23 protein-coding genes and 3 pseudogenes are annotated in these 20,850 nt (G+C 45.3%); 6 read left to right on the top strand and 20 right to left on the bottom strand.

Features of this window, described 5'->3' with window-relative positions; genetic code table 11:
- Positions 1-31 precede the first annotated feature (31 nt).
- A complete protein-coding gene (locus BV494_RS25640) occupies positions 32-448 on the top strand; it encodes a hypothetical protein (protein WP_192938241.1) in 417 nt (138 codons plus the stop codon).
- Between the two features lie 100 nt (positions 449-548).
- Here BV494_RS25640 and BV494_RS25635 read toward each other — a convergent pair whose 3' ends face one another.
- The 3 genes and pseudogenes from BV494_RS25635 to BV494_RS25625 form a co-directional block, all read right to left on the bottom strand.
- Positions 549-1,169: a ParB/RepB/Spo0J family partition protein gene (locus tag BV494_RS25635; RefSeq protein ID WP_192938240.1), complete on the bottom strand. Its 621-nt coding sequence runs from the start codon at positions 1,167-1,169 to the stop codon at positions 549-551.
- Complete coding sequence (locus BV494_RS25630; protein WP_104925588.1) at positions 1,129-1,479, bottom strand: ParB/RepB/Spo0J family partition protein; 351 nt, start codon at positions 1,477-1,479, stop codon at positions 1,129-1,131. The genes BV494_RS25635 and BV494_RS25630 overlap by 41 nt, the downstream gene beginning before the upstream one ends.
- A gap of 54 nt (positions 1,480-1,533) precedes the next feature.
- Positions 1,534-1,769 (bottom strand): annotated as a pseudogene (locus BV494_RS25625) (DUF905 family protein).
- A 664-nt stretch (positions 1,770-2,433) separates the two neighbouring features.
- Here BV494_RS25625 and umuD point away from each other — a divergent pair.
- A pseudogene (gene umuD, locus BV494_RS25620) lies at positions 2,434-2,849 on the top strand (translesion error-prone DNA polymerase V autoproteolytic subunit).
- 4 nt (positions 2,850-2,853) lie between these two features.
- Positions 2,854-4,116: pseudogene (gene umuC / locus BV494_RS25615) on the top strand (translesion error-prone DNA polymerase V subunit UmuC).
- 37 nt (positions 4,117-4,153) lie between these two features.
- Here umuC and BV494_RS25610 read toward each other — a convergent pair.
- From BV494_RS25610 to radC, 7 genes are all read right to left on the bottom strand, one after another.
- Positions 4,154-4,474, bottom strand: a complete 321-nt coding sequence (locus tag BV494_RS25610; RefSeq protein ID WP_104925490.1) for a hypothetical protein — start codon at positions 4,472-4,474, stop codon at positions 4,154-4,156.
- Positions 4,471-4,908, bottom strand: coding sequence for a hypothetical protein (locus BV494_RS25605; RefSeq protein ID WP_104925489.1), 438 nt, complete (start codon positions 4,906-4,908; stop codon positions 4,471-4,473). Before BV494_RS25605 ends, BV494_RS25610 begins: the two co-directional genes overlap by 4 nt.
- A 2-nt stretch (positions 4,909-4,910) precedes the next feature.
- The gene (locus tag BV494_RS25600) at positions 4,911-6,026 is read right to left on the bottom strand and encodes a ParB/RepB/Spo0J family partition protein (protein ID WP_104925488.1); all 1,116 of its coding nucleotides are present in this window, start codon (positions 6,024-6,026) and stop codon (positions 4,911-4,913) included.
- Positions 6,019-6,897 (bottom strand): ParA family protein, encoded by an 879-nt coding sequence (locus BV494_RS25595; protein WP_104925487.1) that lies wholly within the window; start codon positions 6,895-6,897, stop codon positions 6,019-6,021. The genes BV494_RS25600 and BV494_RS25595 overlap by 8 nt, the downstream gene beginning before the upstream one ends.
- 250 nt (positions 6,898-7,147) lie before the next feature.
- Complete coding sequence (locus BV494_RS25590; protein ID WP_104925486.1) at positions 7,148-8,215, bottom strand: hypothetical protein; 1,068 nt, start codon at positions 8,213-8,215, stop codon at positions 7,148-7,150.
- A gap of 140 nt (positions 8,216-8,355) precedes the next feature.
- Positions 8,356-8,631, bottom strand: coding sequence for a hypothetical protein (locus BV494_RS25585; RefSeq protein ID WP_104925587.1), 276 nt, complete (start codon positions 8,629-8,631; stop codon positions 8,356-8,358).
- Positions 8,632-8,672: 41 nt separating this feature from the next.
- Positions 8,673-9,146 (bottom strand): RadC family protein, encoded by a 474-nt coding sequence (gene radC / locus BV494_RS25580; protein ID WP_104925586.1) that lies wholly within the window; start codon positions 9,144-9,146, stop codon positions 8,673-8,675.
- A gap of 418 nt (positions 9,147-9,564) precedes the next feature.
- Between radC and BV494_RS25575 the strand changes: the two genes are divergently transcribed.
- Complete coding sequence (locus BV494_RS25575; RefSeq protein WP_104925585.1) at positions 9,565-10,710, top strand: Fic family protein; 1,146 nt, start codon at positions 9,565-9,567, stop codon at positions 10,708-10,710.
- A 69-nt stretch (positions 10,711-10,779) separates the two neighbouring features.
- On the opposite strand, the gene BV494_RS25570 is transcribed toward BV494_RS25575, so the two are convergent.
- From BV494_RS25570 to BV494_RS25560, 3 genes are all read right to left on the bottom strand, one after another.
- Positions 10,780-11,010 (bottom strand): hypothetical protein, encoded by a 231-nt coding sequence (locus BV494_RS25570; RefSeq protein WP_104925584.1) that lies wholly within the window; start codon positions 11,008-11,010, stop codon positions 10,780-10,782.
- A 62-nt stretch (positions 11,011-11,072) separates the two neighbouring features.
- Positions 11,073-12,223 (bottom strand): IS3 family transposase gene (locus BV494_RS25565; RefSeq protein WP_104925583.1). Its coding sequence is split into 2 segments (ribosomal slippage): positions 11,073-11,965 and positions 11,965-12,223, totalling 1,152 coding nucleotides; the frame shifts between segments, so codons are not numbered across the junction.
- Positions 12,224-12,307: 84 nt separating this feature from the next.
- Positions 12,308-13,261, bottom strand: a complete 954-nt coding sequence (locus tag BV494_RS25560) for a type II toxin-antitoxin system RelB/DinJ family antitoxin (protein ID WP_104925582.1) — start codon at positions 13,259-13,261, stop codon at positions 12,308-12,310.
- 299 nt (positions 13,262-13,560) lie between these two features.
- Here BV494_RS25560 and BV494_RS25555 point away from each other — a divergent pair, with 299 nt between their 5' ends.
- Positions 13,561-14,184, top strand: a complete 624-nt coding sequence (locus BV494_RS25555; protein WP_104925581.1) for a recombinase family protein — start codon at positions 13,561-13,563, stop codon at positions 14,182-14,184.
- 607 nt (positions 14,185-14,791) lie between these two features.
- Positions 14,792-15,022: a hypothetical protein gene (locus tag BV494_RS25550; RefSeq protein ID WP_192938239.1), complete on the top strand. Its 231-nt coding sequence runs from the start codon at positions 14,792-14,794 to the stop codon at positions 15,020-15,022.
- 475 nt (positions 15,023-15,497) lie between these two features.
- On the opposite strand, the gene BV494_RS25540 is transcribed toward BV494_RS25550, so the two are convergent.
- Genes BV494_RS25540 through gntA form a run of 7 tightly spaced genes read right to left on the bottom strand, consistent with a single transcriptional unit; the run spans position 15,498 to position 20,783 of the window.
- Positions 15,498-16,259, bottom strand: coding sequence for an MOSC domain-containing protein (locus tag BV494_RS25540; RefSeq protein WP_104925578.1), 762 nt, complete (start codon positions 16,257-16,259; stop codon positions 15,498-15,500).
- A gap of 2 nt (positions 16,260-16,261) precedes the next feature.
- Positions 16,262-16,948 carry a phenylalanine--tRNA ligase beta subunit-related protein gene (locus BV494_RS25535; protein WP_104925577.1) on the bottom strand — a complete coding sequence of 229 codons (687 nt, stop codon included), beginning with the start codon at positions 16,946-16,948 and terminating at the stop codon, positions 16,262-16,264.
- The gene (locus BV494_RS25530) at positions 16,949-17,590 is read right to left on the bottom strand and encodes a LysE family translocator (protein ID WP_104925576.1); all 642 of its coding nucleotides are present in this window, start codon (positions 17,588-17,590) and stop codon (positions 16,949-16,951) included.
- Between the two features lie 2 nt (positions 17,591-17,592).
- Positions 17,593-18,267: a 2Fe-2S iron-sulfur cluster-binding protein gene (locus BV494_RS25525; protein WP_104925575.1), complete on the bottom strand. Its 675-nt coding sequence runs from the start codon at positions 18,265-18,267 to the stop codon at positions 17,593-17,595.
- A gap of 32 nt (positions 18,268-18,299) precedes the next feature.
- Positions 18,300-19,331 carry a hypothetical protein gene (locus tag BV494_RS25520; protein WP_104925574.1) on the bottom strand — a complete coding sequence of 344 codons (1,032 nt, stop codon included), beginning with the start codon at positions 19,329-19,331 and terminating at the stop codon, positions 18,300-18,302.
- Positions 19,328-20,083 (bottom strand): SDR family NAD(P)-dependent oxidoreductase, encoded by a 756-nt coding sequence (locus BV494_RS25515; protein WP_104925573.1) that lies wholly within the window; start codon positions 20,081-20,083, stop codon positions 19,328-19,330. The genes BV494_RS25520 and BV494_RS25515 overlap by 4 nt, the downstream gene beginning before the upstream one ends.
- Positions 20,084-20,102: 19 nt before the next feature.
- Positions 20,103-20,783, bottom strand: a complete 681-nt coding sequence (gene gntA, locus BV494_RS25510; protein WP_104925572.1) for a guanitoxin biosynthesis heme-dependent pre-guanitoxin N-hydroxylase GntA — start codon at positions 20,781-20,783, stop codon at positions 20,103-20,105.
- Positions 20,784-20,850 lie beyond the last annotated feature (67 nt).

The following is a 20,850-nucleotide window of genomic DNA, read 5'->3' as shown; positions in this document are numbered from 1 at the left end:
GGTCGAGGCGGTGTAAGACCGGTGGTTGAAAGTGGATTTCAGGCAGTCGTGGACAAAAATCACCAGTGCCATCTGCGGCTGCTCTGCCAGCGCGGCCTGTACGGCTAACGTGCGCTCGCTGGAAAGGCTTTTGGCCAGTACGGCAGACAGCGTTTTCGCTGGCGAAACCTCCGGCGTACTGTTCTCGGTACGGGTGCTGCTGAGTGCGGGTCACCCGCTGTTATTGCCATCACGCTCAGTTTCCGGCAGGTCGCAGCGCTTCATGATGCCGCGACGCACGGACAGTTCACCGCGCAGCAGTGACACCACCACCCGCCTCGGGCACGGACATCGTCAGACCATGCCCGAATTTCGCCGCGCCTTCGATGCCGTCCATTTCTGCCTGACAGGCGTCTGCAGCCTGTTCCAGTGCGGCATGGTCAGCATCATCGCCGTCGTCCTGCTCTGACAGTTCGTCCAGCTGCCTGCCCAGCTCGGCCATGCGCGTACTTTGTTCGTCGGTAAACGCCGGATTGGGCTGTCCGAGCAGCAGGTAAAGCTCAGCGTCTTCACCGTAGGTGGTAACGCCCTCGCTTCGCCCCTCTGACCATGACCAGCCTTCTGCCTGCGCGATACGACGGCGATTTCGGTGAGTTTTGTCGGGTCAGGGTCTGCAGCAGTACGGTATCGCTGATAACCTTCGTCGGTGAACAGGTCATAGCGGAACCCGCCGCCCGCCTGTTCGTAGACGTCACGTCCGACGAACTCCAGCAGGCGGTTACCCACGGCGGCCCTTCGCCGCGCAGCACCTCATTGCGTAATTCCTTTGGTGTTTTGTAAATGCCGTAGGCATTTTTCCACGTATTTTGCTGACGTTCGTGGTCTTCGCTGGCAGACAGAGCCACCAGTTGGTCAACGTTGATGTTGTCTTCAGCCAGTTCGGCGAGTAATGCCGGAGCCATCCCTGCAAGTCGCAGGAATTTCTGAACGTGTTTGGTGCTGTAGCCCATCGCGGCTCCGATTTCTGCCGCCGTTTTTCCGCTGGCACTGATGCGGGCGAACGACATGATCTGGTCAGCCGGATGCATGCTTTCGGTCTGCAAGTTCTCGATGGCAGAAATCACCTCTGCCACGTCGTCGCCGACAATTTCACCGGCACGGCGTAATCCGCGCGATCGCCCCCGCGACAAGCAGGATATTCAGCGCACGGAAACGGCGGCCACCGGCGGCGGCACCCAGCTGACCCTCGGGCAGGCGGTGCACGATAAGATTATGCAGGACGCCCACGGCTTTGATGGTGTCGGCCAGTTCTTGCAATTTCACCGGATCCGGTTCTGCTTTGCGCACATTGAGTGGAGACAGAGCCAGCTGGCTAAATGGCACCATTTCTACCGGCACGTTAACCAAAGCCTGCTCTGTAACTTTGATTTGCTCTTCGCGGTTCACTATCGGGGACAATTTAGCTGATTTGGATGCCGTCGTTTTTTTAGAGTTTGACATGATAATTCCTCAGGTATTTGTTGGGCATACCGGAGGCTCTAAGCCTCCGGCAACTTAATGACTTATTGGTTTTTCACGCCTTCGCTGGAGATGTACTTTAAGCCCCTCTCCTGCGTTAGGCTCAAAATTCCATGCACGCCAAACCATTTGCCCAATACGCGTACTACTAAACGGAAATGAGTCCCTTGATCATCCTCAATAGCCACATTTCTATAAGCAGCAGCAACAGCCTCGGCTTGATCGCGAGTAAAGGTTCCTGATGGTAATAAAACGATATCTGCATCTTTCATTTGAAGACTCCTTTGAGTTTGGCGTTATGCCGGATGTAAGGGCGGCCTTCCGTCCTTAAGGGTCTATACCGCTAAATACACTATATCAATGCTGATAATATAAAATAAACATTATTAATTTCGCATGCGAAATCTTACTACCTTGCCATTTATTGAATTCCCCCTTCATCAGATCGCTTAGGTGAGCTGGATGTTCTTTTGCAGGCGGCAGCTGGCTGATATTAATGCTCGGTGTCCATCGCCGCCGGTAGCCCGCGACAGCGGTCACTATGTATATATTCCACTCAGCCCGCCCCTCGTCCTGCTAAGCCAGGCAATCGAACAACGTGCTCCGTGATTAATATGCCGCTGGCGAAGCCCCACGTTTGCGAGCTGGCGAGCTGTATCGTGGCGTGCCTCAGCTCGCTGAGGCTTACGAGCGGTCATTTGAGCTAAAGGTGTTGCGTCAGGATGGAAGCCCGCGGGCAAAGCCCGCAGGGGCAGAGACAGCTCGGCTGGCTCTGTTCACGACAGCCGACAGGACGCCCAATTACCCAAAATTTGTAGTATTTATTTCTTTATGTAAAACAGACTAATAAAAAAACCTCCGTCCTCAGACTTGCTATCTAGGAATATCCGACACCATAATACTGTATATATAATCAGTAGTTTTTTTGGTGCAATAATGAAAATATTCACAGTAAGCAATGAAATACCATCGAAAATCCCTCTATTTTTAGATAGTTGCCCTTGTGGATTCCCTAGTCCTGCTGCAGATTTTGTTGAGCAAGAGCTTGATTTAACTCAATACTGCATCAAACACCCAAGTGCCAGTTATTACATTCGTGCAGAAGGCGAATCCATGATTTTGCAGGAATAAGTAGTGGGGATTTACTGGTTGTTGATAGAGCGGAGACTGCGAGACATGGTGATGTTGTTGTGGCGGCCATCGATGGTGAGTTTACGGTTAAACGATTATGCACACACCCCCGCCTGGCTTTAGAGGCTATGAATCCCGATTATGCAACAATGTTTGTTAATCCGGACAGCTTGGAGATATTTGGCGTTGTAACGTACATAATTCACAGCACTCGCGGGTAAGACAATGTTTGCATTAGCAGATTGCAATTCGTTTTACGCTTCTTGCCAAAGCCTTTTTCGGCCTGATTTACGCGGTAGACCTATAGCAATTTTGTCAAATAATGATGGTTGCGTTATAGCCAGGTCGAAGAGCTTAAAAACTTAGGAATCCCTATGGGAATGCCCTATTTTGAGCTAAAGCCGCATATTAAAAAACATAATATTGCAGTTTTAGTTCAAATTATGCTCTTTACGCGAGTTTAAGTGCGCGCGTGCATACGGTTTTAGAATCCTTGGCATTAAGATCAAGCGTTTACTCTATTGACGAGAGCTGGCTCGACGTAACGGGCATCGATGCCGTTCAATCTTTTGACAGCTTTGGTCATCATGTTCGTAACGAAGTATTCAGACATACGGGTTAATGGTTGGAGTGGGCATAGCACCCTCGAAAACCTTAGCTAAAACTTGCCAGTATGCTTCCAAAAGATGGCCCGCAACGAAAGGAGTTGTGGCCCTTACTGACCCCATTCGGATACGTAAGTTACTCGCACTCCAACCCATAGGTGAAATATGGGGGATCGGCAGGAGGTTAACAGCCAAACTTAACGTCATGGGGATTGAAACGGCACTGCAGCTGGCTGACACAGATATCCGCTTTATAAAGAAAAATTTTGGCGTGGTGATGGAGCGCACTGTCAGGGAACTGAGAGGAGAAAGCTGCATACCAATGGAAGAGATGGTTCCTGCGAAGCAGCAAATTATCTGCAGCCGTAGTTTTGGCCAACGAATATCAGAAGAGCATGAAATGAGGCAGGCTATTTGTCGATATGCCGAGCGAGCCGGAGAAAAGCTTCGCCAGGAGAAACAGTTTTGCCGGCATGTTTCTGTATTTATGCGAACGTCACCTTTTGCGAATGAGCCACAAAGTAGTCTATCCGGCACAGAGAAACTTCTCACAGCAACGCAAGACTCACGCGACATAATAGCTGCAGCCCAGCGCATCATTGACAGAATCTGGAAGCCTGGATTTCGCTACGCCAAAGCCGGCGTCATGCTTAATGACTTTTCTCCTACGCGGTTGGCACAGCTATCTCTCTTCGATGACCAATCCCCACGTCCAGGCAGTGAGGCATTAATGTCGGTCGTGGATAAAATCAATCAGGAAGGGCTTGGGAGAATATGGTTCGCAGGCCAGGGAATTGAACCTGCGTGGCAAATGAGAAGAGAGATGCTATCACCCGCATACACAACAAGATGGGACGAGCTTCCGAAAGCAAAAATAGGGTAGACAGATTTCGCATGCGAAATCTGGTCCCATCATTACTTCAGGCACGGCGATACAACGATAAAATTTGCGGGGTTAGCCGATAGAATGGTTTTGACCAGCGACCGTTCCTTAGAACAGACAGCGTCGAGCCCTCGACGCTGGTATCTAAATACAGGATCTCAATCACTTTGGCTTCGCTTAATTTTTTAGCCACTGCAGAGATGTTGGTTTTTTTCAGGCCGGTTTCTGCTTCAACTGAGTCCGCTTCGGTATCAGTAACTCCTGCATCATAGGAGTCCAGAAGGTATGCAATCAGAGCTCGACCATCACTTTTTCTACCCGTCTCCAACAAGATTTTTTCCAACTGCATGAACGTCATGGAGCCACCTTCTTAGTTAAGCGGTAGCGCTCATCTTCTTCAATGGCCGCACATATCCATCCAGTTGCCAACGGCCGATCGATGGACGCCGGCAGGCCTTCAAGCAAAGCAGTAAGTTCTTTAGATTTACAAAGCTGAATATAAAGTGCAGCAAAACCAGCCCATTCCTCATCGGCGACAGGACGCCACCCATTTTGCAAAAGTAACACGAGCGCGGCGAGTGCGGCCCATAGAGGAGTAACTCCTGACTTCCCCCATTCTGCCAATGCTGTTCCTGGCACAGGCTTCAACCGGCGGACAAAGCCATTATCCACCGCGATGTCATTAAGGCGTGCAGCTGCTTCAGCCGGGCTATGCTCGGATGAGATGTGCCAGGTTTTGACGATTCGGGCGCGGAAAGCGCCCGACATTTGAGTAAACGGGGTTATTTTCATAGTCATGCTTCCTTCACTCCCCGGACAATCAAAGAAATCGCTTCAACGCATCTTTCACCGGATGGAAATTGAACCCAAATCATGTCGCTTTCTGCAGGCACTTTCAGGAGAATATGGCCATGCTCCTGACCTAAGGTAACCATTACTTTTGGCAACCCCTCACGAACATCGCTTGATGGTACGACAACATCAGCTTGATGCAGATCGGCAGAAGTTTGCGCATTGCCTGTTAAGGTTTCGTTATCAGGCTCGTGCTGCTCGCCATCCTGTTTCAGATCGTCTGTTAACTGCGGTTTTTCTTTTGTCTTAGGGGCCTGTTTAGGTTTACGGCCCTTAATCCCATCCAGAACTGATTTCGCCTGCGAACGCGTTAGCTTTTCCTGTCTGGCGATAGTCGCTAAACGAGATGCTTCCTCAGGCGCCGCGTCGTAGATTTGGCAAAGTGTATAAACTAAATCTACATCAGCAGTGATCTTGTCTTTCAGCAGAGAGGTGATCACCGCCGGCGCATCGCACAAGCGCATGTGTTTACTTACAAATGCCGTCGGTTTACCGAGTGACTTAGCTATCTGTTCCCCAGTCATACCCCAGTCATTTTTCAATTTGAGCATTGAGTTAGCTGTAGCCAGTGGCTTTAATCCTGACTGGTGTAAGTTTTCAATCAGCTGCCCAAGCAGTCGTTTTTTGTCATCATCTGGGGGCGTGCCTACATAAAGATCGATGAACTCATCCCCGCGGCGTCGTGCTGCCCGGACACGTGTTTCCCCTAACCAAATGCGGTATCCGTCCTTATCGCGCGGAAAAGCCCGAGGAGGGGTGAGAATACCGACTTCAGAGAAAGTGTCTGAAAGTCCTTCTAACGTCGACTCTTCGAAATCCTCATCTGGACGCACCTGCTCCGTTGCATACACTTCGCTTAAACGCACCCGTACTATCTGGCCACCGGCAATCAGTTCAGGACGTGCGATATCTGACAGTAAGTTATGTCCGCCGCCTGCAGCTGCGGGAGCGGCCGCGGTTTCTCGCTGGATCAGGTTTTCCTGAACGCCAGGTACCGAGGGTTGTTGAGCACCTTGTTTATTGCGCGCGGCAATTTGCTGCTTGAAATTCTTAGCCACGGTCAGCCTCCTGGATCAGCTTCACCAGCTTATGAGTCAGTTCGTCATACTGTTTAGCCGGTAACGAGTTAGGCGAGTACTCTTTAAACGTCAGACCCAGCTCTATCGCTTCTTTTGCTGTGGTAGCTACGTAAGAGATATACGCCAATACTTTTGAATCGTCGTATCCACTGTTTTGAAGGATCTCAAACAGCATCCGGAGGTTTTCGGTATCTACTGCGGTGAACCGTCCCTCAAGCAACTCTTTCTTGTAATTCGACACCACAGCTTGAGTAACGTATACGCCGAGGAATGACAGCCGCGGGTTGTAGTTCTTTTTGATTTTCTGCATGTAAGCCAGCTGCTTGGCCACGCCATTTCGTGATGACTTCTCAAGCAACGTTGGGATGATCAAATAATCGGCCACAAGATGGCTCGCTATCATTACGTTTGAATACGACGGGTTAGAATCGATAACGATGAAATCATATTTTTCCCGAAGCGCTTCAACGCGATCTTTGAAATCGAAGATGCAATCAGTCGGGCGATAGTTGATCTCGTTCAACTCATAGGTGGTACCTATAAAATGGCGGCCATCAGCCAAAACAATGGGCTGAACGTCAGTATTTATGAAAAACAGTTGATGCGTGTGGGCGCCGCCCGGTGTGAACTCATGCTTGAAAGGTTCACGCTCTATTTCTAACGGCATTCCTTCTGGAAAAGTGCGCTCGGTAAAGCCGGCGGTCCAGTCCATATCGATACAAAGAGTTTTAAAGCCTGACTGCTGGAGGTTATAAGAGATCTCGTTAGACGATTGTGATTTAACTACGCCACCTTTCTGATTACCAACAACGATAACTTTACCGAGCGCAGAAGCCTGATTGATGCTCATCGTTACTTCCTTTTGAAATTTCGCATGCGAAATATGTAGTGTGATTGGATGGCGTAGCTAGATATCGCCGTGAACAGAAAAAGAACACAGCGCGAATCGAGTTAGAGAGAATTTAGTGCGTAGAAGCAGGGATATTTTTTCGATTATCATGATTTCTCCTTTGAGCCTGGCGTATGCCTGAGTATTCAGGTGGCCGCCCACCTGAATACTTAAGTTAACATTTCAATCTTTAGATATCAACACCGATATTTTATTTTTGAGGTAAGTTTTCAAGCATAGGCTTAACTTCCCGAGTAAATACCGCAACTGCATTGACGCTGATGCGACGAACCCACGTATTGTTACGATAGCGGGAAAACTTGAAAGCCTTCTTACACAAAAAGTCGCGTACTTCTGCATCTGGCTTGTATCCAAAATGGATCTCGATTTTGCCGTCATCACTTTTGCGTATCTCGATGCCGTTTCCCAATACCTGAGCAATTTCGGGGGCAGCCTGCTGCAAACGCTCTACGTCCTTCACCCGCTGTTCGAGCCGGCGGATTTCTTGATTATTGTTTGAAAGCTGATAGGGCCAGAACGCGATGATTTTTGCGGAATAATCGGATGACTTAAGCATGGACAGTGCTTCATCTAATGGGATGGCAAGCTCGTCTACCAACTGCTGCGCGCAACGATCTCTCATTTCGGCAGATACCCCTGCAGGAGACCCTTTCTTATAAACCTTTCCGACAATTTTGTTGGCTGCCTTCATAGTTTCCTGAAGCTTAATACGGTCATTCAACTTACTGATGAGCAGCTCGTTGGCGTTCGGAGCATTAGAGGCGATAGCAACGCCATTGCCAAAAGGCATGACTCGCTTCAGGAAACGATTAGGGGAATGTGTCGTATAAGCAGTAACGGCCGCGTACTTATTATCGGCTGAAGCATTACGTTTACGCTGACGCTCTACAGGGAAACGGGCAGGGCCTGTAATCATAGGGCTTGCACAGGTAGACATGGTCGCCAAGTAGCCCATAAACAAAACCTTCATGCGCTGCCGGTAAGTCTCGAACCACTCCTCCAGCTGTTCTGGCCAATCTGCCTGGATCACCGCATTACGGGCGATCGCATTTTCAATCTCTAACGTAATACGGGTTTTCTGTTCTGTAATGCGTGAGGCATATTCCACCTGTATTTCTAAGCCACGTTGTTCTGGGGAGAACGATACATTGTGAAAAGCGCGCGCAGCGATATCAGAAGGAATATCAATGAGATAAGCTGAAAGCTCAGGGCGTGTTGATAAGATTCTTACTTTACGTTCTTGCAAAGACTGAGACATGAATTGCTCCTTTGAGTATGGCGTATTCGCCTAGGTACAGCTCCGGCCTTCCGTCGCTGTGTGAGTATTATAACTCACATTACATCTAATTATCAATATAGATAATTAAAATAACACGCATGATTTCGCATGCGAAATCTCTAACTCTTCCATCTCCAAATTTGTCCATAACCAGCGCAAACACAAAGCACTGACCAGAGCGCGTAAGGCACCTTATGGTCTGTTTCCAGCCAGCTCTTAGCGTAGTTCTGATCAACATCCATAAGTAATGCAAATTCCTGGATACTCATGCCTGCCTGGGTTAACACAAAAGAGAGCTCTGTTTTATTTGGTGCAACCCAGCCCAACGAAACAGGTAAAAGACACTCTTTTCTAAGAGTGCAGGGGGTGACTTCGTAAACTGCCTGCATTTCCATTTAACACTCCTAAAGCCGCCACAAGGGCGGCAAAATTAAAATTAAAGCCAACCACGCTCAGCAAAAGAAACCGTAGTTCCGTTACCGACGACGATATGATCAAGTAACTTCAACTCCAGCATTGCCGCGACCTTTTCAATTAGAGCCGTTACGCGACGATCTTCTTCGCTTGGCTCTGAATAACCTGAAGGGTGATTATGAGAAAGGATGAACGCACTGGCATTCAACGTCATTGCTGCACGAATAATCTCCCTCGGATAAACATCGACGCTTTTCACGGAACCAAAAAACATCCGACGATATTCGATCAGCTTGTTTTGAGTATTAAGGAATAGGACCGCAAAAACTTCTCTCTCCTCTGCGGCTAAATCCAAAGACAGAAAATCTTTAACAGACTGACTGGAATTGAAAGTCACATCCAGAACCTTCATGCGGCCTTGGAGTATCTGTTTAGCCATTTCGATGATCGTGGTGTCAGATTCAAATGTGTTTGTAACTGTATTGACGAGATGCATTGATATCTCCTGTGAGACTGGCGTTACGCCGGGCAGAGATACGGCCTTCCGTATCTCTATATGGCTAATTATATTACATTAAAAATAAAATATCAATACCGATAATATATAATACACATTTCGCATGCGAAATATTAGAGGAGGTTTTTAAGGGCAGATTGTTTAAGGTCAGAGGGGCGACTAGCAAGAGGGCAGAACTTTAATTATTCTGACGTTAATCTGTATTTCTTAAATGAGTAAGAAAGACGAGGACGAAAAATTTCTCAGGGAAAGCCTTGGACATAGGGAGTATATGTCCCTATGTCAGTTTTAACCCTTGATGCTAAACGCATAGGGAATAATTAAAGATGTTTTTAATCCACAATAATGTTATTAAAGAAATCTTTAATTAGATGCGGCGCTATTAAAGGAATCTTTAATGAATAGAGTTACAGGCAGTTACGTAGTCACTGAAAGCCATAATGAGGAGGTACACTCATTTATACCTGCAGCGTTGCCTCCAGCGAGGCCCGACCTTGAACCTGAATCCTATCGTGACCTTAACAATAAAGCTGAATTGGCATTGGCCAAGTTGGACGGGATGTCAGGCCTGGTTGCGTCCGGAGAATGGCTGATTTATAGCGCGATACGCAGAGAAGCACTCCTCACTTCGCAAATAGAGGGCACTCAGGCAACCCTAACAGATGTCTTCGATAATGAAGCCGGGTTATCAGTGGCAAATGCCAATGATGTTGAAGAGGTAACGAACTATTTGCAGGCATACAAATATGTTAGACAGCAGATCCAGTCTCCCACGGGTTTACCAGTATCAGTACGGTTACTAACTGAAGCTCATAAAATTCTGTTGGCTGGTGTAAGGGGGGCCCAAAAAGAGCCAGGGAACGTACGTATCAGCCAAAACTGGATTGGAGGAACGCGGCCAGGAAATGCTGTATATGTTCCGCCACCGCCAAAGGAGGTCATAAATTTACTCAGCGATTTAGAACTCTTCATCCACAATGAAGAAACAGAATTACCCAAACTTGTACGGATCGCACTGGTACATGCGCAGTTCGAAACAATACACCCCTTTCTTGACGGTAATGGCCGCATTGGCAGGCTATTGATCGCAATACTGCTTGAATCATGGGGGCTTCTGCCAGAACCGTTATTATACATGTCAGGATATCTTAAAACGCATCAAACCGAGTATTACCGCCTTCTTTCGGAAATCAGAACTACCGGAGATTGGGAGTCTTGGATAAGATTTTTTCTGGAAGGGGTGATAATTTCGGCGGAAGAAGCACAGCAGAGCATTATAGACATAGCCTCATTGCTCGCAGTAGACCGCAAGGCCGTACTTTATAACTCTTCAAGCACACTACAAACATTACGCCTTTTTGACATGCTGCCAATAATGCCAAAGATTACTGTCGAACGAGCTCAAGCGGAGCTTCAAGTATCATTTCCGACAGCTAATAGCGCGGTAAAAACATTAGTACTAACAGGAGTATTGGTTGAAACTACCGGCCGTTTGAGAGGTAAAAGTTATGTATATGAAGCGTATGTAAAATTGCTACGTTAAGCAGGAACTACACCTGAGCAAATGTGATCTCACGCATTGCTAGGAAGTGAAACTGCTTCTCCACACTTTTCAGCCTAGATGCCTGCCGTTTTTAACCTCGATAACCTCGCGGATAACCAGGACCGAGAAATCAAAAATCACGATGACGGTGCCCCGCAGGTAGCTGTCTGTTGATTCCCGCTCCCAGTGATACACGCCGTGTATTCCGCAGGTCCGGTATAGCGCAATGGCTTCATTGCCGCTGAGGCTTTCGTGTTTTTGGAAAATGGTTTTGCCCTGATAAGTCTGGTAAACCGGCATCTTCAGGGCGTGCCAGCCTCGACCATGTCCTATGATCTTACCCACGTAATGTGGACACGGCCCTAAGCGAGATTCTGGTTTTCAAACTGTTCCGGGCTGAGACCGCCGCACGCACTGTGGCGACGCCAACGATTGTAGTCACACTCGATATAATTAAACACCGTCGTCCGCATTATTTCACGGTTAGCAAAGTGCTCTCCGTGGATACATTCCACCTTCAGCGAATGAAAGAAGCTTTCCACGCAGGCATTGTCATAACAGCAGCCTTTTGCACTCATGCTCCCGCGTAGATTATGACGTTTCAGCAAGTTCTGATAATCCGATGAACAGTACTGCCCACCACGGTCAGTGTGAACAATGACTTTTTCCGGACGTTTTCGCCGCCACAACGCCATCTGCAGTGCGTCGCAGGCAAGCTGCGCTGTCATCCGTGGTGACATTGACCAGCCAATGACCGCACGCGACCACAGGTCAATCACCACGGCAAGGTAGAGCCAGCCTTCGTCCGTGCGAAGATACGTGATGTCACCTGCCCACTTCTGGTTTGGACCACTCGCGTAAAAATCCTGCTTCAGCAGGTTCTCAGACACGGGCAGGCCGTGTTCACGGTAGCTTACCGGGCTGAACCGGCGGGAGGCTTTTGCTCTCAGTCCCTGACGTGGCAGGCTGGCAGCAATGGTTTTGATGTTGTATTCCGGTAGTTCGTCAGCAAGACGAGGCGCACCATAACGCTGTTTTGCCTCAGTAAATGCCTTACCGACGGCCTCATCGCAGACGAGACGGAACTGCTGACGTGGGCTTATCTGATGACGACGCAGGCACCAGACATACCAGCCGCTGCGGGCAACCCGAAGCACACGGCACATGGCTTTGACGCTGAACTCAGCCCGATGTTTTTCAATAAAGACATACTTCATTTCAGGCGTTTCGCGAAGTATGTCGCGGCCTTTTGGAGAATGGCCAACTCTTCTGCCTGTTCCGCCAGTTGTCGCTTAAGGCGGGCAATTTCAACAGACATTTCCTGCTCACGTTCGGAAGAGGAATGTGCATTTTTCAGCTTGCCGCGCCAGGCATAAAGCTGCGATTCATACAGACTAAGTTCACGGGCAGCGGCTGCTACCCCGATGCGTTCAGCAAGCTTCAGGGCTTCGTTGCGAAATTCAGGCGTATGTTGCTTACGTGGTTTTTTGCTGGTTAATGCTGATTTTGTCATGAGTCACCTCTGATTGAGAGTTTACTCACTTAGTCGCGTGTCCACTATTCGCGGGTAAGATCATTATTCATATTTTCTCCTAGGTTAATTTTTGCCAGCCATTTCATGGCTCAACATTACAAGATAAGTGTCCACCGTCACGGCCAGGCTGGCCGCAACCTGGTCAGGAGTGGTGGGATTGCCTCCCTCCTCATGTCCGCTGGAGTACATATGAAATTCGGTGAGCCCGGATAGGAACTGGAATCCCATCTCAAATCTTCCGGTATGCGAATTACGTACCGCTTTTCCGTAAACGGTACCGGGCAGAAACACCCTTCCCTCCAGTTCGGGGAAAGCAAGGCCAGCTTCTTCCAGGGTGTTTTCATGTTCCAGTGTTTTTGACTGCATCCGCACGATCCACGCGCCGTGCTGATATTCATCCGGCTGTATGACCGATACAGTGACGTTTTCGTCCCGGTATACAAATTCACGCGCCGGCTCAGGGCGGGCCAGTAACCCGGTGTCAAGAAGCACAGACTGCAGCCGGGAATAGTCTGTTTCGTAGTCCGTCAGTGCGATGCCAAACACATTAACCACCCGAGTAGGTACAGGAAGCTCGGCCGGTAAATCCATCAAGGCATAATCACATCTGGTCAGGTGAAAGTTAATGCGGGGTAGCATCCGCCGGGTTGAGGCGGATAGGTCATTGTCATCCGGCAGAGACTCCAGTCGCCAGCCATTCTGCAGTATACCTGCAGCCTGACGGGAGAGTTCCAGTTTAGCCGCCGCGAGCTCAGCGAATTCGGCAACGTCAGAATCCAGAATGTCCCTGATTTTATGCAGCTGGTTGAGCGCATCGCCATACTGTGTGGCAATGGCAAGTGTCAGATCAGCAGCTGTAAAGAGCTTCGTCTCAGCGGTGAAAGGCAACCTGCGGTGCTGGACAAGATATTGCCAGAAAAGTGTAATGGCCTGCGTTGCGTTCAGCCCCTGCTCCCGCAGGACTTCATCTCCGCCGTCCTTGAGTTGACTTTCTATCTTGATGTTTATGGCAGCCATCTTTTTAACCCTCTTAATTTTTTGTATGGTTATTTGTATCAGTATTTTATTATATAGTAAATATGCTACATATATTTTTGTGGTGTTTATTTTCTATACCAATAATGAGGTTCTATCTGTTTTTTTGCTGAGATCCGAAAAGCAGTAAAAGCAGATCTTGTAAAGGAGCTAATTAGGTGTGTGACATTTATGTATACCACAATGTCACTATCAAAAAATGGCGTATTTCACCGTTGGATCATCACCTATCTGTCATGTACATTATGATCATCACCTATGCGTCATCTAGAGGCTAAAAAATGTACATTCACGGCTATCTCCGAGCCTCGACTAAAGAACAAGATGCTCTTCGGGCAAAAAATAGAATGAAGACGTTCGTCGAAGAAAAAGGTTTTCGACTGGCCAGCTGGTATACCGAAAATGTCTCGGGTGCTTCGCTTCAGCGCCCCGAGCTTTTGCGCTTACTCGATGATGCCGCTCCGGGTGACATTATTCTCATCGAACAGGTTGACCGACTTTCAAGATTGGATGAAGAAGGTTGGCAAAAACTGAAGCGGCTTATTCAGGATAAAAATCTGGTTGTCGTTAGCCTAGATCTTCCAACCAGTCATATGGCTCTGGCAGCTGGTGCTGGCGACGAATTTACCCAAGCTATGCTGAAAGCCATCAACGGGATGATGCTCGATATGCTGGCAGCTATTGCCAGAAAGGATTATCAGGACAGACGCCGGCGTCAGGAAGAGGGGATCACTAAAGCTAAAGCAGCAGGAAAATTTCGTGGACGGCAGGCTAACCTGCAGCTGCACGATAAAATTCTTGAACTCAGAGTTAACAATAAGCAAAGCATCCGGGATACGGCCAGGTTGTGCGGGGTTTCAGAAAGAACGGTGATACGGATAGTGAAAAACAGACTCACCGAGTGATGGCAATAATAACCGCCCCCAATAAATACCAAAATTGTGATGGGTCGTATTGGGGAGTTATCGGTTATACGGAATAAAGCCCAATCAGGGAGGGGAGGGTGAAGGCGGTCGGCAACGCCCCCGTTACCGCCGCTTTACCGTATCAGGCGGTATGCAATCCCCTGATACGAAGCGAATTATATCAGAGGTGGTAAAGCCCCGGGCGAGTTTAGGAGAAGTCTTTACCAGCGCGCCCAGCAGTTGGTAATCTACGGATTATAAAGGGGAAAACGACGTCACGGGGTGGAAGAGGGTAACGTTAGGCAGTCTAGGGGTAAACCCCAATATGTCCGAAAGCGGGACAGGTCAGCGTGTGGATGCCGCTCCAGCAGTCATGGACACCCTGTGGCATAGAATATTTTCACGCCACGATATGACCCCATCGAGCATTATTGTTATAAAAGAGAAAAATAATTAACGGCATTCCATTAAAACACCTAATAGTTATTAAAATAGTCCTCATAATCTAAGCGGTAGATTATTATAGCTAATGCTAACCTTCTGTGGCGACCAATTATTTATAAGGGGACGTGATATAATCTTCTTTTACAAAATAAAGGCTATAAAAATGAATAGAGATAACGGCGTAGTATACAAAATGCTGAAGTTCGTCAAAAACAATGGTCGGGCTCAGTTACAAGACTTCCCAGAGTTTTCTCCTGAAATTGCTGAGTGGCATTTTCATTACCTCATCGACAACAGGCTGGTGTCTAAAGTTCAGAGTAAATATGATGGTCAATACATTATTACTGGCCTCACGACGGTGGGTAATATGCAATTAATTGAGGGGGCAGAATAATGGCGACGTTTATCATTGTAAAATACATAGTCTGGGGTGTAGCCTGGGCGCTCAGTCTTTGGGTAAAGAAGATGAATGCAACGGAAATTATAAAAACAGAAAACACACAGGAAGGTCAATTAGCTGAAAGGATGACAGCACAGACTAAATGCATCTGCAAATTCAGAGAGAGGCAGTAAGAGGGATCATCTCAATCGGCACCAATGAGTACCAGCTCTACAGATGGGTTTTTGCTACCAGAAAAAATTAGGTAGTGTGGGAAAACCCCAATCAAGGCGAAAGATAATAGAAAACGGTCACTTGCAGAGGGTTTACGCCATAGGAGTGGTATCATTTGATATCAACCGAGCAATTTACGCATAAACCCAAATCTACTAAAAAAGGCAATATTGATGGGTAAAGCATACTTTAGAAAAATGTTCACTTAACAAAGCGGGAAAATTTATTCTCCCCGCCGTAATGTTCAATGTTCAGCTTATATGACCTCGACAACATCGTTTATATGAATGCAGAAATCAGTTTCTGACCGCACATAAATACCGAATACCGCGCCGTCAAAGTCATTTAGTTCATCCAGAATCTCAAGAATAGGAGAGTCTGACACTGACTGTAGCTTCCGATGGAGAATAGAAACAGCATCACAGCGTTCTGTAACTTCTGTAACGTTAAAAACAAAATCATTAATTGTTATTTTTTTTATGTCAGTTTCATTTTCAATACCGAAATCAGGTACAATGATGTTTGGCCTAAATACGGAAGCTGAAATTTCACCTAATCCGACGTGACGACTTAAAGCATCCAATGATTTTTGGGATATAATATGAATAGGCCCCGTATCCATAAAACTTTGCTTGTAATCAGAGAAGTTACTTACCTTTGCCAAAATCACGTTCATTTTAAGATATGAGCTTATGTAATCAGAAATAGCACCGGGATATGTGGTAACTTCTACATTTCTTGACCACATTTTTATCGTCTCGATATTTGGTATATTCTGCAAATGAAAACATTGAATTATGCTTCCGACTGTAATATTGATAGCAAATTCATTACTGTCTAATAAGATATCTTCTAACTTATGATTATCTCGTAAACTAACAAATTTTTTAGTTTCTGGGCAGAACAGACAGAATAAACGGTCGCCTGTTAAACCATTTTCGTTGCCATGTGTAAAATCATAACAAACTCCTGCACCTGACTTCAGAGGGTAGCATATTATCTTGGAGACAGTACTCATAATCACTTCCTTGTTGAATAGTAATATTCTTTCACATCCAATTTATCTGGATTAAAATCATATGATGATGCAATTATATTTCTGCGAATTCGCAAACTAACAGTATATAACTCGACAGGTTTGACATGCTCATGACCTAAAATAACGAAGATACAATCAGTACTTTTAGGTGAAATTTTAAAATCATCAGAATCAACATCTTTACTTCCTATCCATGCCATGTTTTTATCACCAGCCTTATAAATCAACTCGCCAGATACTATTTTTTTCTCTTTTTTCTGGAAAAGAGGAGTAATGAAATCATTGTCTGTTGCCAATGTAACTTCTATTTTTGATGATAAATCCACATTGCAAATATCATGCCCCCCGATACCAATTCCATAAAAAAACGCGGCCTCATTGTAAGCGTCAACAATATTGTTTATTGACCGAAATCCTCGTTCTTTAAAATTATCCCTTAAGTTCTCTCCGGCTGTACTGAAGTTATCTCTACCAGTAGTATTATAAATAACTTGTCTAAACCCTTCATTAAAACGTTGAAGGTCACCAACCATTTCAGTCGCGACAATCTCATTGCAATGAGATACAAATTCAGACTTACTCGGAGAGCAAACCAAACCTCGGACAACTAGAAAGAGCGCGTGCGTAATTCCAGCTTTGGAAGCAGACTCATTGATAGAAAAATACATTTAATTACCTATGAAATTTTTATAAAGAAGCAACATACCAATAAGCAATAGCGCTGCCCCGGACAAGTAATTAAGAACTACAGTCACTCGTTGGTTCTTCTGTGACATTTTCGCCAACATACCACCTGTCAATCCCGCAGTTAGATCGACAGGTAAAGCAGTTGCTGGGACAATCAAAGAAACCAGTAAGGCTTCAAATGGTGTATACCCCCCCGCCAGGATTAAACCGGGAAGAATGGATAGGTAAAAAAGGATAGTTTTAGGGTTCAAAAACTCAACAGAAACAGCTTGAAGATAAATTTTAGACAGTTTCTTCTTTTTGACTTCAACATTTATAGATTCAGATGCACCAATGTTTCTTGCTGACTTCAGCGAATCCCAGCCTAAGTATAAAATATACACACCACCAATAAGTGCTACAGCATTTGCAACATATGAATTTTGAGCAACAATAGCTGTTACTCCCAATCCGGCTAGAATTGCATGTATAGAACTACCAGAAGCTAAACCAATAGCTGAAACGGCACCTGCGGCTTTTCCTTCGCTAATACCCCGCGCGCTAACAAACATCAATGAAGGGCCTGGGCTGAGATTTAGTAGCAGAGCAGCTACTGCAAAGGCAAAAATGCTTGTATGTTCCATATTTATCCTATAACAAGTGATGTTAACGCTTTGTAGTTGCAGGTCAATAAATGTTGAGTCTTGATCATGTTACTTTCTTCTGAAGAAGAAGTGGTCATACAGGCTCCAGAAATAATTTTTTTTCTACACTTCATGCAAATACCTGCTTTACACATATGTTTCAACTCAATCTCATTTTCAATTGCACAATCAAGTATAGTATTCTCAGGCGAGATTGAAAAAATATTATCCTGATGCGTTACCCTGATTTTTTCTCGGGAATAAACGATATTATAGGCTTTTGAACCATTATATTCAGATTCAACCAAAGTGAGTTCTGGATAGTTGCTGTTACATTTAAAAATACTTGAAATGTCTTCAAATAAATAACTACCTATAATTATATACTTTTCGTAACCAGTCATATAAAAAGAAATAGATATCGACATTAGCAAACTATCAGCACTCCATTTTTCACCTGTATATATAGCATCCCTCATATAGCAAGTTTCATAAAGATTGACAAACTCCAGTGACAAAGAGGTATTTCTTTCCTCGTCATTGAACTTCAGTTCAAATACTGAACATTCTTTATTATATCCATGAGGGTCAAACCTCGACACCATTATTTTAGAAACTGCAATAACACTATCATTTTGAAGAAATGCTCCCTTGACGAGCAGTTTTTTCTGATCCATAAACTTTCCTCCTCAGGGAGCTTTAATATATTTTACAGATGGTTTTCAGCAGTACCCACTCGACGTACATCTAATGAACAACAGTGGAATCCTCCGCCAACTGTTCTTCCATGACGGAATGATGTTGGAATAACTTCAAGCCCACAGCGATCAAGTATTTCCGCTAGTTTATGCTGATTTTTTTCAACTATAATTGTTTTTTCATCAATAGAAAGAACGTTCATCGCGATCCAAACAGAAGCTCTTGCCCAGTCAAACGAATATCCAATATCTACGGGTTCGTTGAAGAATATAAATTCCCAATTTTTGAATTGAACCGGGACATCGGACAGTTTCATTCTCGATGCATTAATTAAAGCAAGTCCTGGACGCAGTAATTGCATAGTAGTCCCAACATGGTCACTACATATGGATATTTGATGAAAATTAAACTGGTCACCAAATGTTCTTTCCAACCATTCAAAACCGGCACGGTTACCACTGTTGCTGATATTATAAAAAACATCTTTACCACATCGCATAATATTAGCAGCATCGAAAAGCGGATCATTCTCTGCAAGATAAGGGGTAGTACCGTCCCAAAGGTAGGAATCGTCGGTTAAGACCGGTTTCGGTGCCGCGATCCATTTTTCACCTTTAGAAAAATACTCACGCGTTATATTTCTAAAAGACTGACTTTCAAAATACCGGTTACGAGATGGCATTGGAGCTTCAATTAATGTATCACCCAGGACGAGCATACAGTCTCTTGGCATAAGAGCATGCGATTGCTGAGAACTCCAATGCGGAGATTGACACGTTATATCAATATTAATCGCATCCGGGCGTCTAACTTTCACTCCATACCCTTCGAGAATTGATGTGAGCCCCTGAAAGTCTTCTTCCATTTCTATTTTTACCTGTTCTACAAGTTCAACAGGATTTACTTGTTGGCTGAAGCTTTCTTGAAGATCAAAGAAATTTCTTGAAGAAATATCTAGATCAGGAAGTGTTAAATTTTTAGGGCTACCAAGAATAATCTCCTCTAACTTACCCCAATCACTATAACTATTAATAATCTTCATTTTTCATCCTGTTTTTTTGTAAAACCCAAACCAAATGACTGGCCTGTAGGCATGACTTCCAACACGTTAATATTGACATTTTCAGGTAGCGAAAATGTCCAGAATACAGTTTCAGCAATATTTTCAGCAGTAAGATAGGTTTTATTTTCATACAATGAATCAGCTTTATTCAAATCTCCTTTGAATCTCACCAAAGCAAATTCAGTTTTGGATAATCCTGGAGAGATACAAGATGCACGAATTTTTGTACCTTCAAGGTCAGTTTTTAAATTTAAGGTGAAATTATGAACAAAGGCTTTGGTCGCACCATATACGTTACTTCCTATATATGGATAATATGCAGCCACGGAGCCGATATTTATTATATGCCCGCGATTTTTTTCTTTAAAGCTACTGAGCATATGTTTTGTGATATGCAAGAGTGCAACAATGTTTGTATTAATCATTGTTTCCCAATCTGTCAGGCTATTATCTAGTGCAGGACCAAACCCGAGAGACAGACCGGCATTATTTATCAATGCAATAACATTGTTAAATGCCACAGGAAGATTGCTTAAGCATTCTTCAACCGCACATTTATCAATAATATCTATTGCTAAACAATGGACCTTACCTGGATAGTCAATGCTTAAATTTTCCAACCGGTCAGCCCGTCTGGCTATTGCGATAACATTATACCCTTCAGCAAGGAATCGGCGAGAAATGGCCTCACCGAAACCAGAAGAGGCTCCAGTAACAATTATAGTTTCCATGTAGGTCTCTTTTTAGGGATTAAATTTTCTTACTAAACGGGCAGGACCACTCTTGATGAGTTGCATTCCCTGCATATTGTCTGGCTTCGCTTTGCTCACCGAAATCACTGAGATTTGGATTAACCGAACCCTGAATTTTTAAATCGCGCTGACGGATCTCCTTCTGCATTTTTTGAAAAATCCCAACAGATTTGAGGTGCCTGAACTGAAGATGAGAATTGAATACAAGAGCAGGAAAGGGCGCTTGGCGACTGAGTCGTGATGAATTCGGATGCAATCCCACGATAAAAAAGGGCTCTCCGATTATGGAAAAGCCGAAATCTGGAGAGGAGGGGTCAGAGGAGCAATCGTTACTCCAACTGTGCCCAGCCTGAGTATCAAGTTCGTGTAACTTATTGAGTGTTTCCCATGTAAACACTTCAAACTCAGCTTCTGAGAAAAATGTTCGGTCGCTGAAGGTCAGAACAAAGGTGGCGTTTGTTTTACTCAGAGTTTCACGGATCCCTGCAAATTTACTTAGGAATCCGTATGCATCTTCCAGTGTTACTTTATTATCACCACAGCAGTCCCTATGCACTACTGTCTCAAGATATGATGCTGTTTTTGCACCAATACAGGCGAACGTATCTGACTCTATAAAGCCCAGGAGTTTTTGGAAAACTTCTGGGCTGTTTGTAATCGGCACATCATTCCTAGACATACAATGATCCGTATAAAATTTCACACTCAGTGCATAATTAGTAATACTTTCTAGATAGCGATGTCAA

The sequence above is a fragment of the Rahnella sikkimica genome (assembly GCF_002951615.1).
GTDB lineage: Bacteria > Pseudomonadota > Gammaproteobacteria > Enterobacterales > Enterobacteriaceae > Rahnella > Rahnella sikkimica.
The sequence above is the reverse complement of the archived record's forward strand: the minus strand, read 5'-3'. Positions and strand labels throughout refer to the sequence as shown.

Excerpts from the sequence above, each read along its gene's own strand:
- BV494_RS25630 (WP_104925588.1), bottom strand. The coding sequence starts at position 1,479 with ATGTCAAACTCTAAAAAAACGACGGCATCCAAATCAGCTAAATTGTCC.
- BV494_RS25610 (WP_104925490.1), bottom strand. The coding sequence starts at position 4,474 with ATGACGTTCATGCAGTTGGAAAAAATCTTGTTGGAGACGGGTAGAAAA.
- BV494_RS25605 (WP_104925489.1), bottom strand. The coding sequence starts at position 4,908 with ATGAAAATAACCCCGTTTACTCAAATGTCGGGCGCTTTCCGCGCCCGA.
- BV494_RS25595 (WP_104925487.1), bottom strand. The coding sequence starts at position 6,897 with ATGAGCATCAATCAGGCTTCTGCGCTCGGTAAAGTTATCGTTGTTGGT.
- BV494_RS25590 (WP_104925486.1), bottom strand. The coding sequence starts at position 8,215 with ATGTCTCAGTCTTTGCAAGAACGTAAAGTAAGAATCTTATCAACACGC.
- BV494_RS25585 (WP_104925587.1), bottom strand. The coding sequence starts at position 8,631 with ATGGAAATGCAGGCAGTTTACGAAGTCACCCCCTGCACTCTTAGAAAA.
- radC (WP_104925586.1), bottom strand. The coding sequence starts at position 9,146 with ATGCATCTCGTCAATACAGTTACAAACACATTTGAATCTGACACCACG.
- BV494_RS25575 (WP_104925585.1), top strand. The coding sequence starts at position 9,565 with ATGAATAGAGTTACAGGCAGTTACGTAGTCACTGAAAGCCATAATGAG.
- BV494_RS25570 (WP_104925584.1), bottom strand. The coding sequence starts at position 11,010 with ATGCCGGTTTACCAGACTTATCAGGGCAAAACCATTTTCCAAAAACAC.
- BV494_RS25560 (WP_104925582.1), bottom strand. The coding sequence starts at position 13,261 with ATGGCTGCCATAAACATCAAGATAGAAAGTCAACTCAAGGACGGCGGA.
- BV494_RS25555 (WP_104925581.1), top strand. The coding sequence starts at position 13,561 with ATGTACATTCACGGCTATCTCCGAGCCTCGACTAAAGAACAAGATGCT.
- BV494_RS25550 (WP_192938239.1), top strand. The coding sequence starts at position 14,792 with ATGAATAGAGATAACGGCGTAGTATACAAAATGCTGAAGTTCGTCAAA.
- BV494_RS25540 (WP_104925578.1), bottom strand. The coding sequence starts at position 16,259 with ATGAGTACTGTCTCCAAGATAATATGCTACCCTCTGAAGTCAGGTGCA.
- BV494_RS25535 (WP_104925577.1), bottom strand. The coding sequence starts at position 16,948 with ATGTATTTTTCTATCAATGAGTCTGCTTCCAAAGCTGGAATTACGCAC.
- BV494_RS25530 (WP_104925576.1), bottom strand. The coding sequence starts at position 17,590 with ATGGAACATACAAGCATTTTTGCCTTTGCAGTAGCTGCTCTGCTACTA.
- BV494_RS25525 (WP_104925575.1), bottom strand. The coding sequence starts at position 18,267 with ATGGATCAGAAAAAACTGCTCGTCAAGGGAGCATTTCTTCAAAATGAT.
- BV494_RS25520 (WP_104925574.1), bottom strand. The coding sequence starts at position 19,331 with ATGAAGATTATTAATAGTTATAGTGATTGGGGTAAGTTAGAGGAGATT.
- BV494_RS25515 (WP_104925573.1), bottom strand. The coding sequence starts at position 20,083 with ATGGAAACTATAATTGTTACTGGAGCCTCTTCTGGTTTCGGTGAGGCC.
- gntA (WP_104925572.1), bottom strand. The coding sequence starts at position 20,783 with ATGTCTAGGAATGATGTGCCGATTACAAACAGCCCAGAAGTTTTCCAA.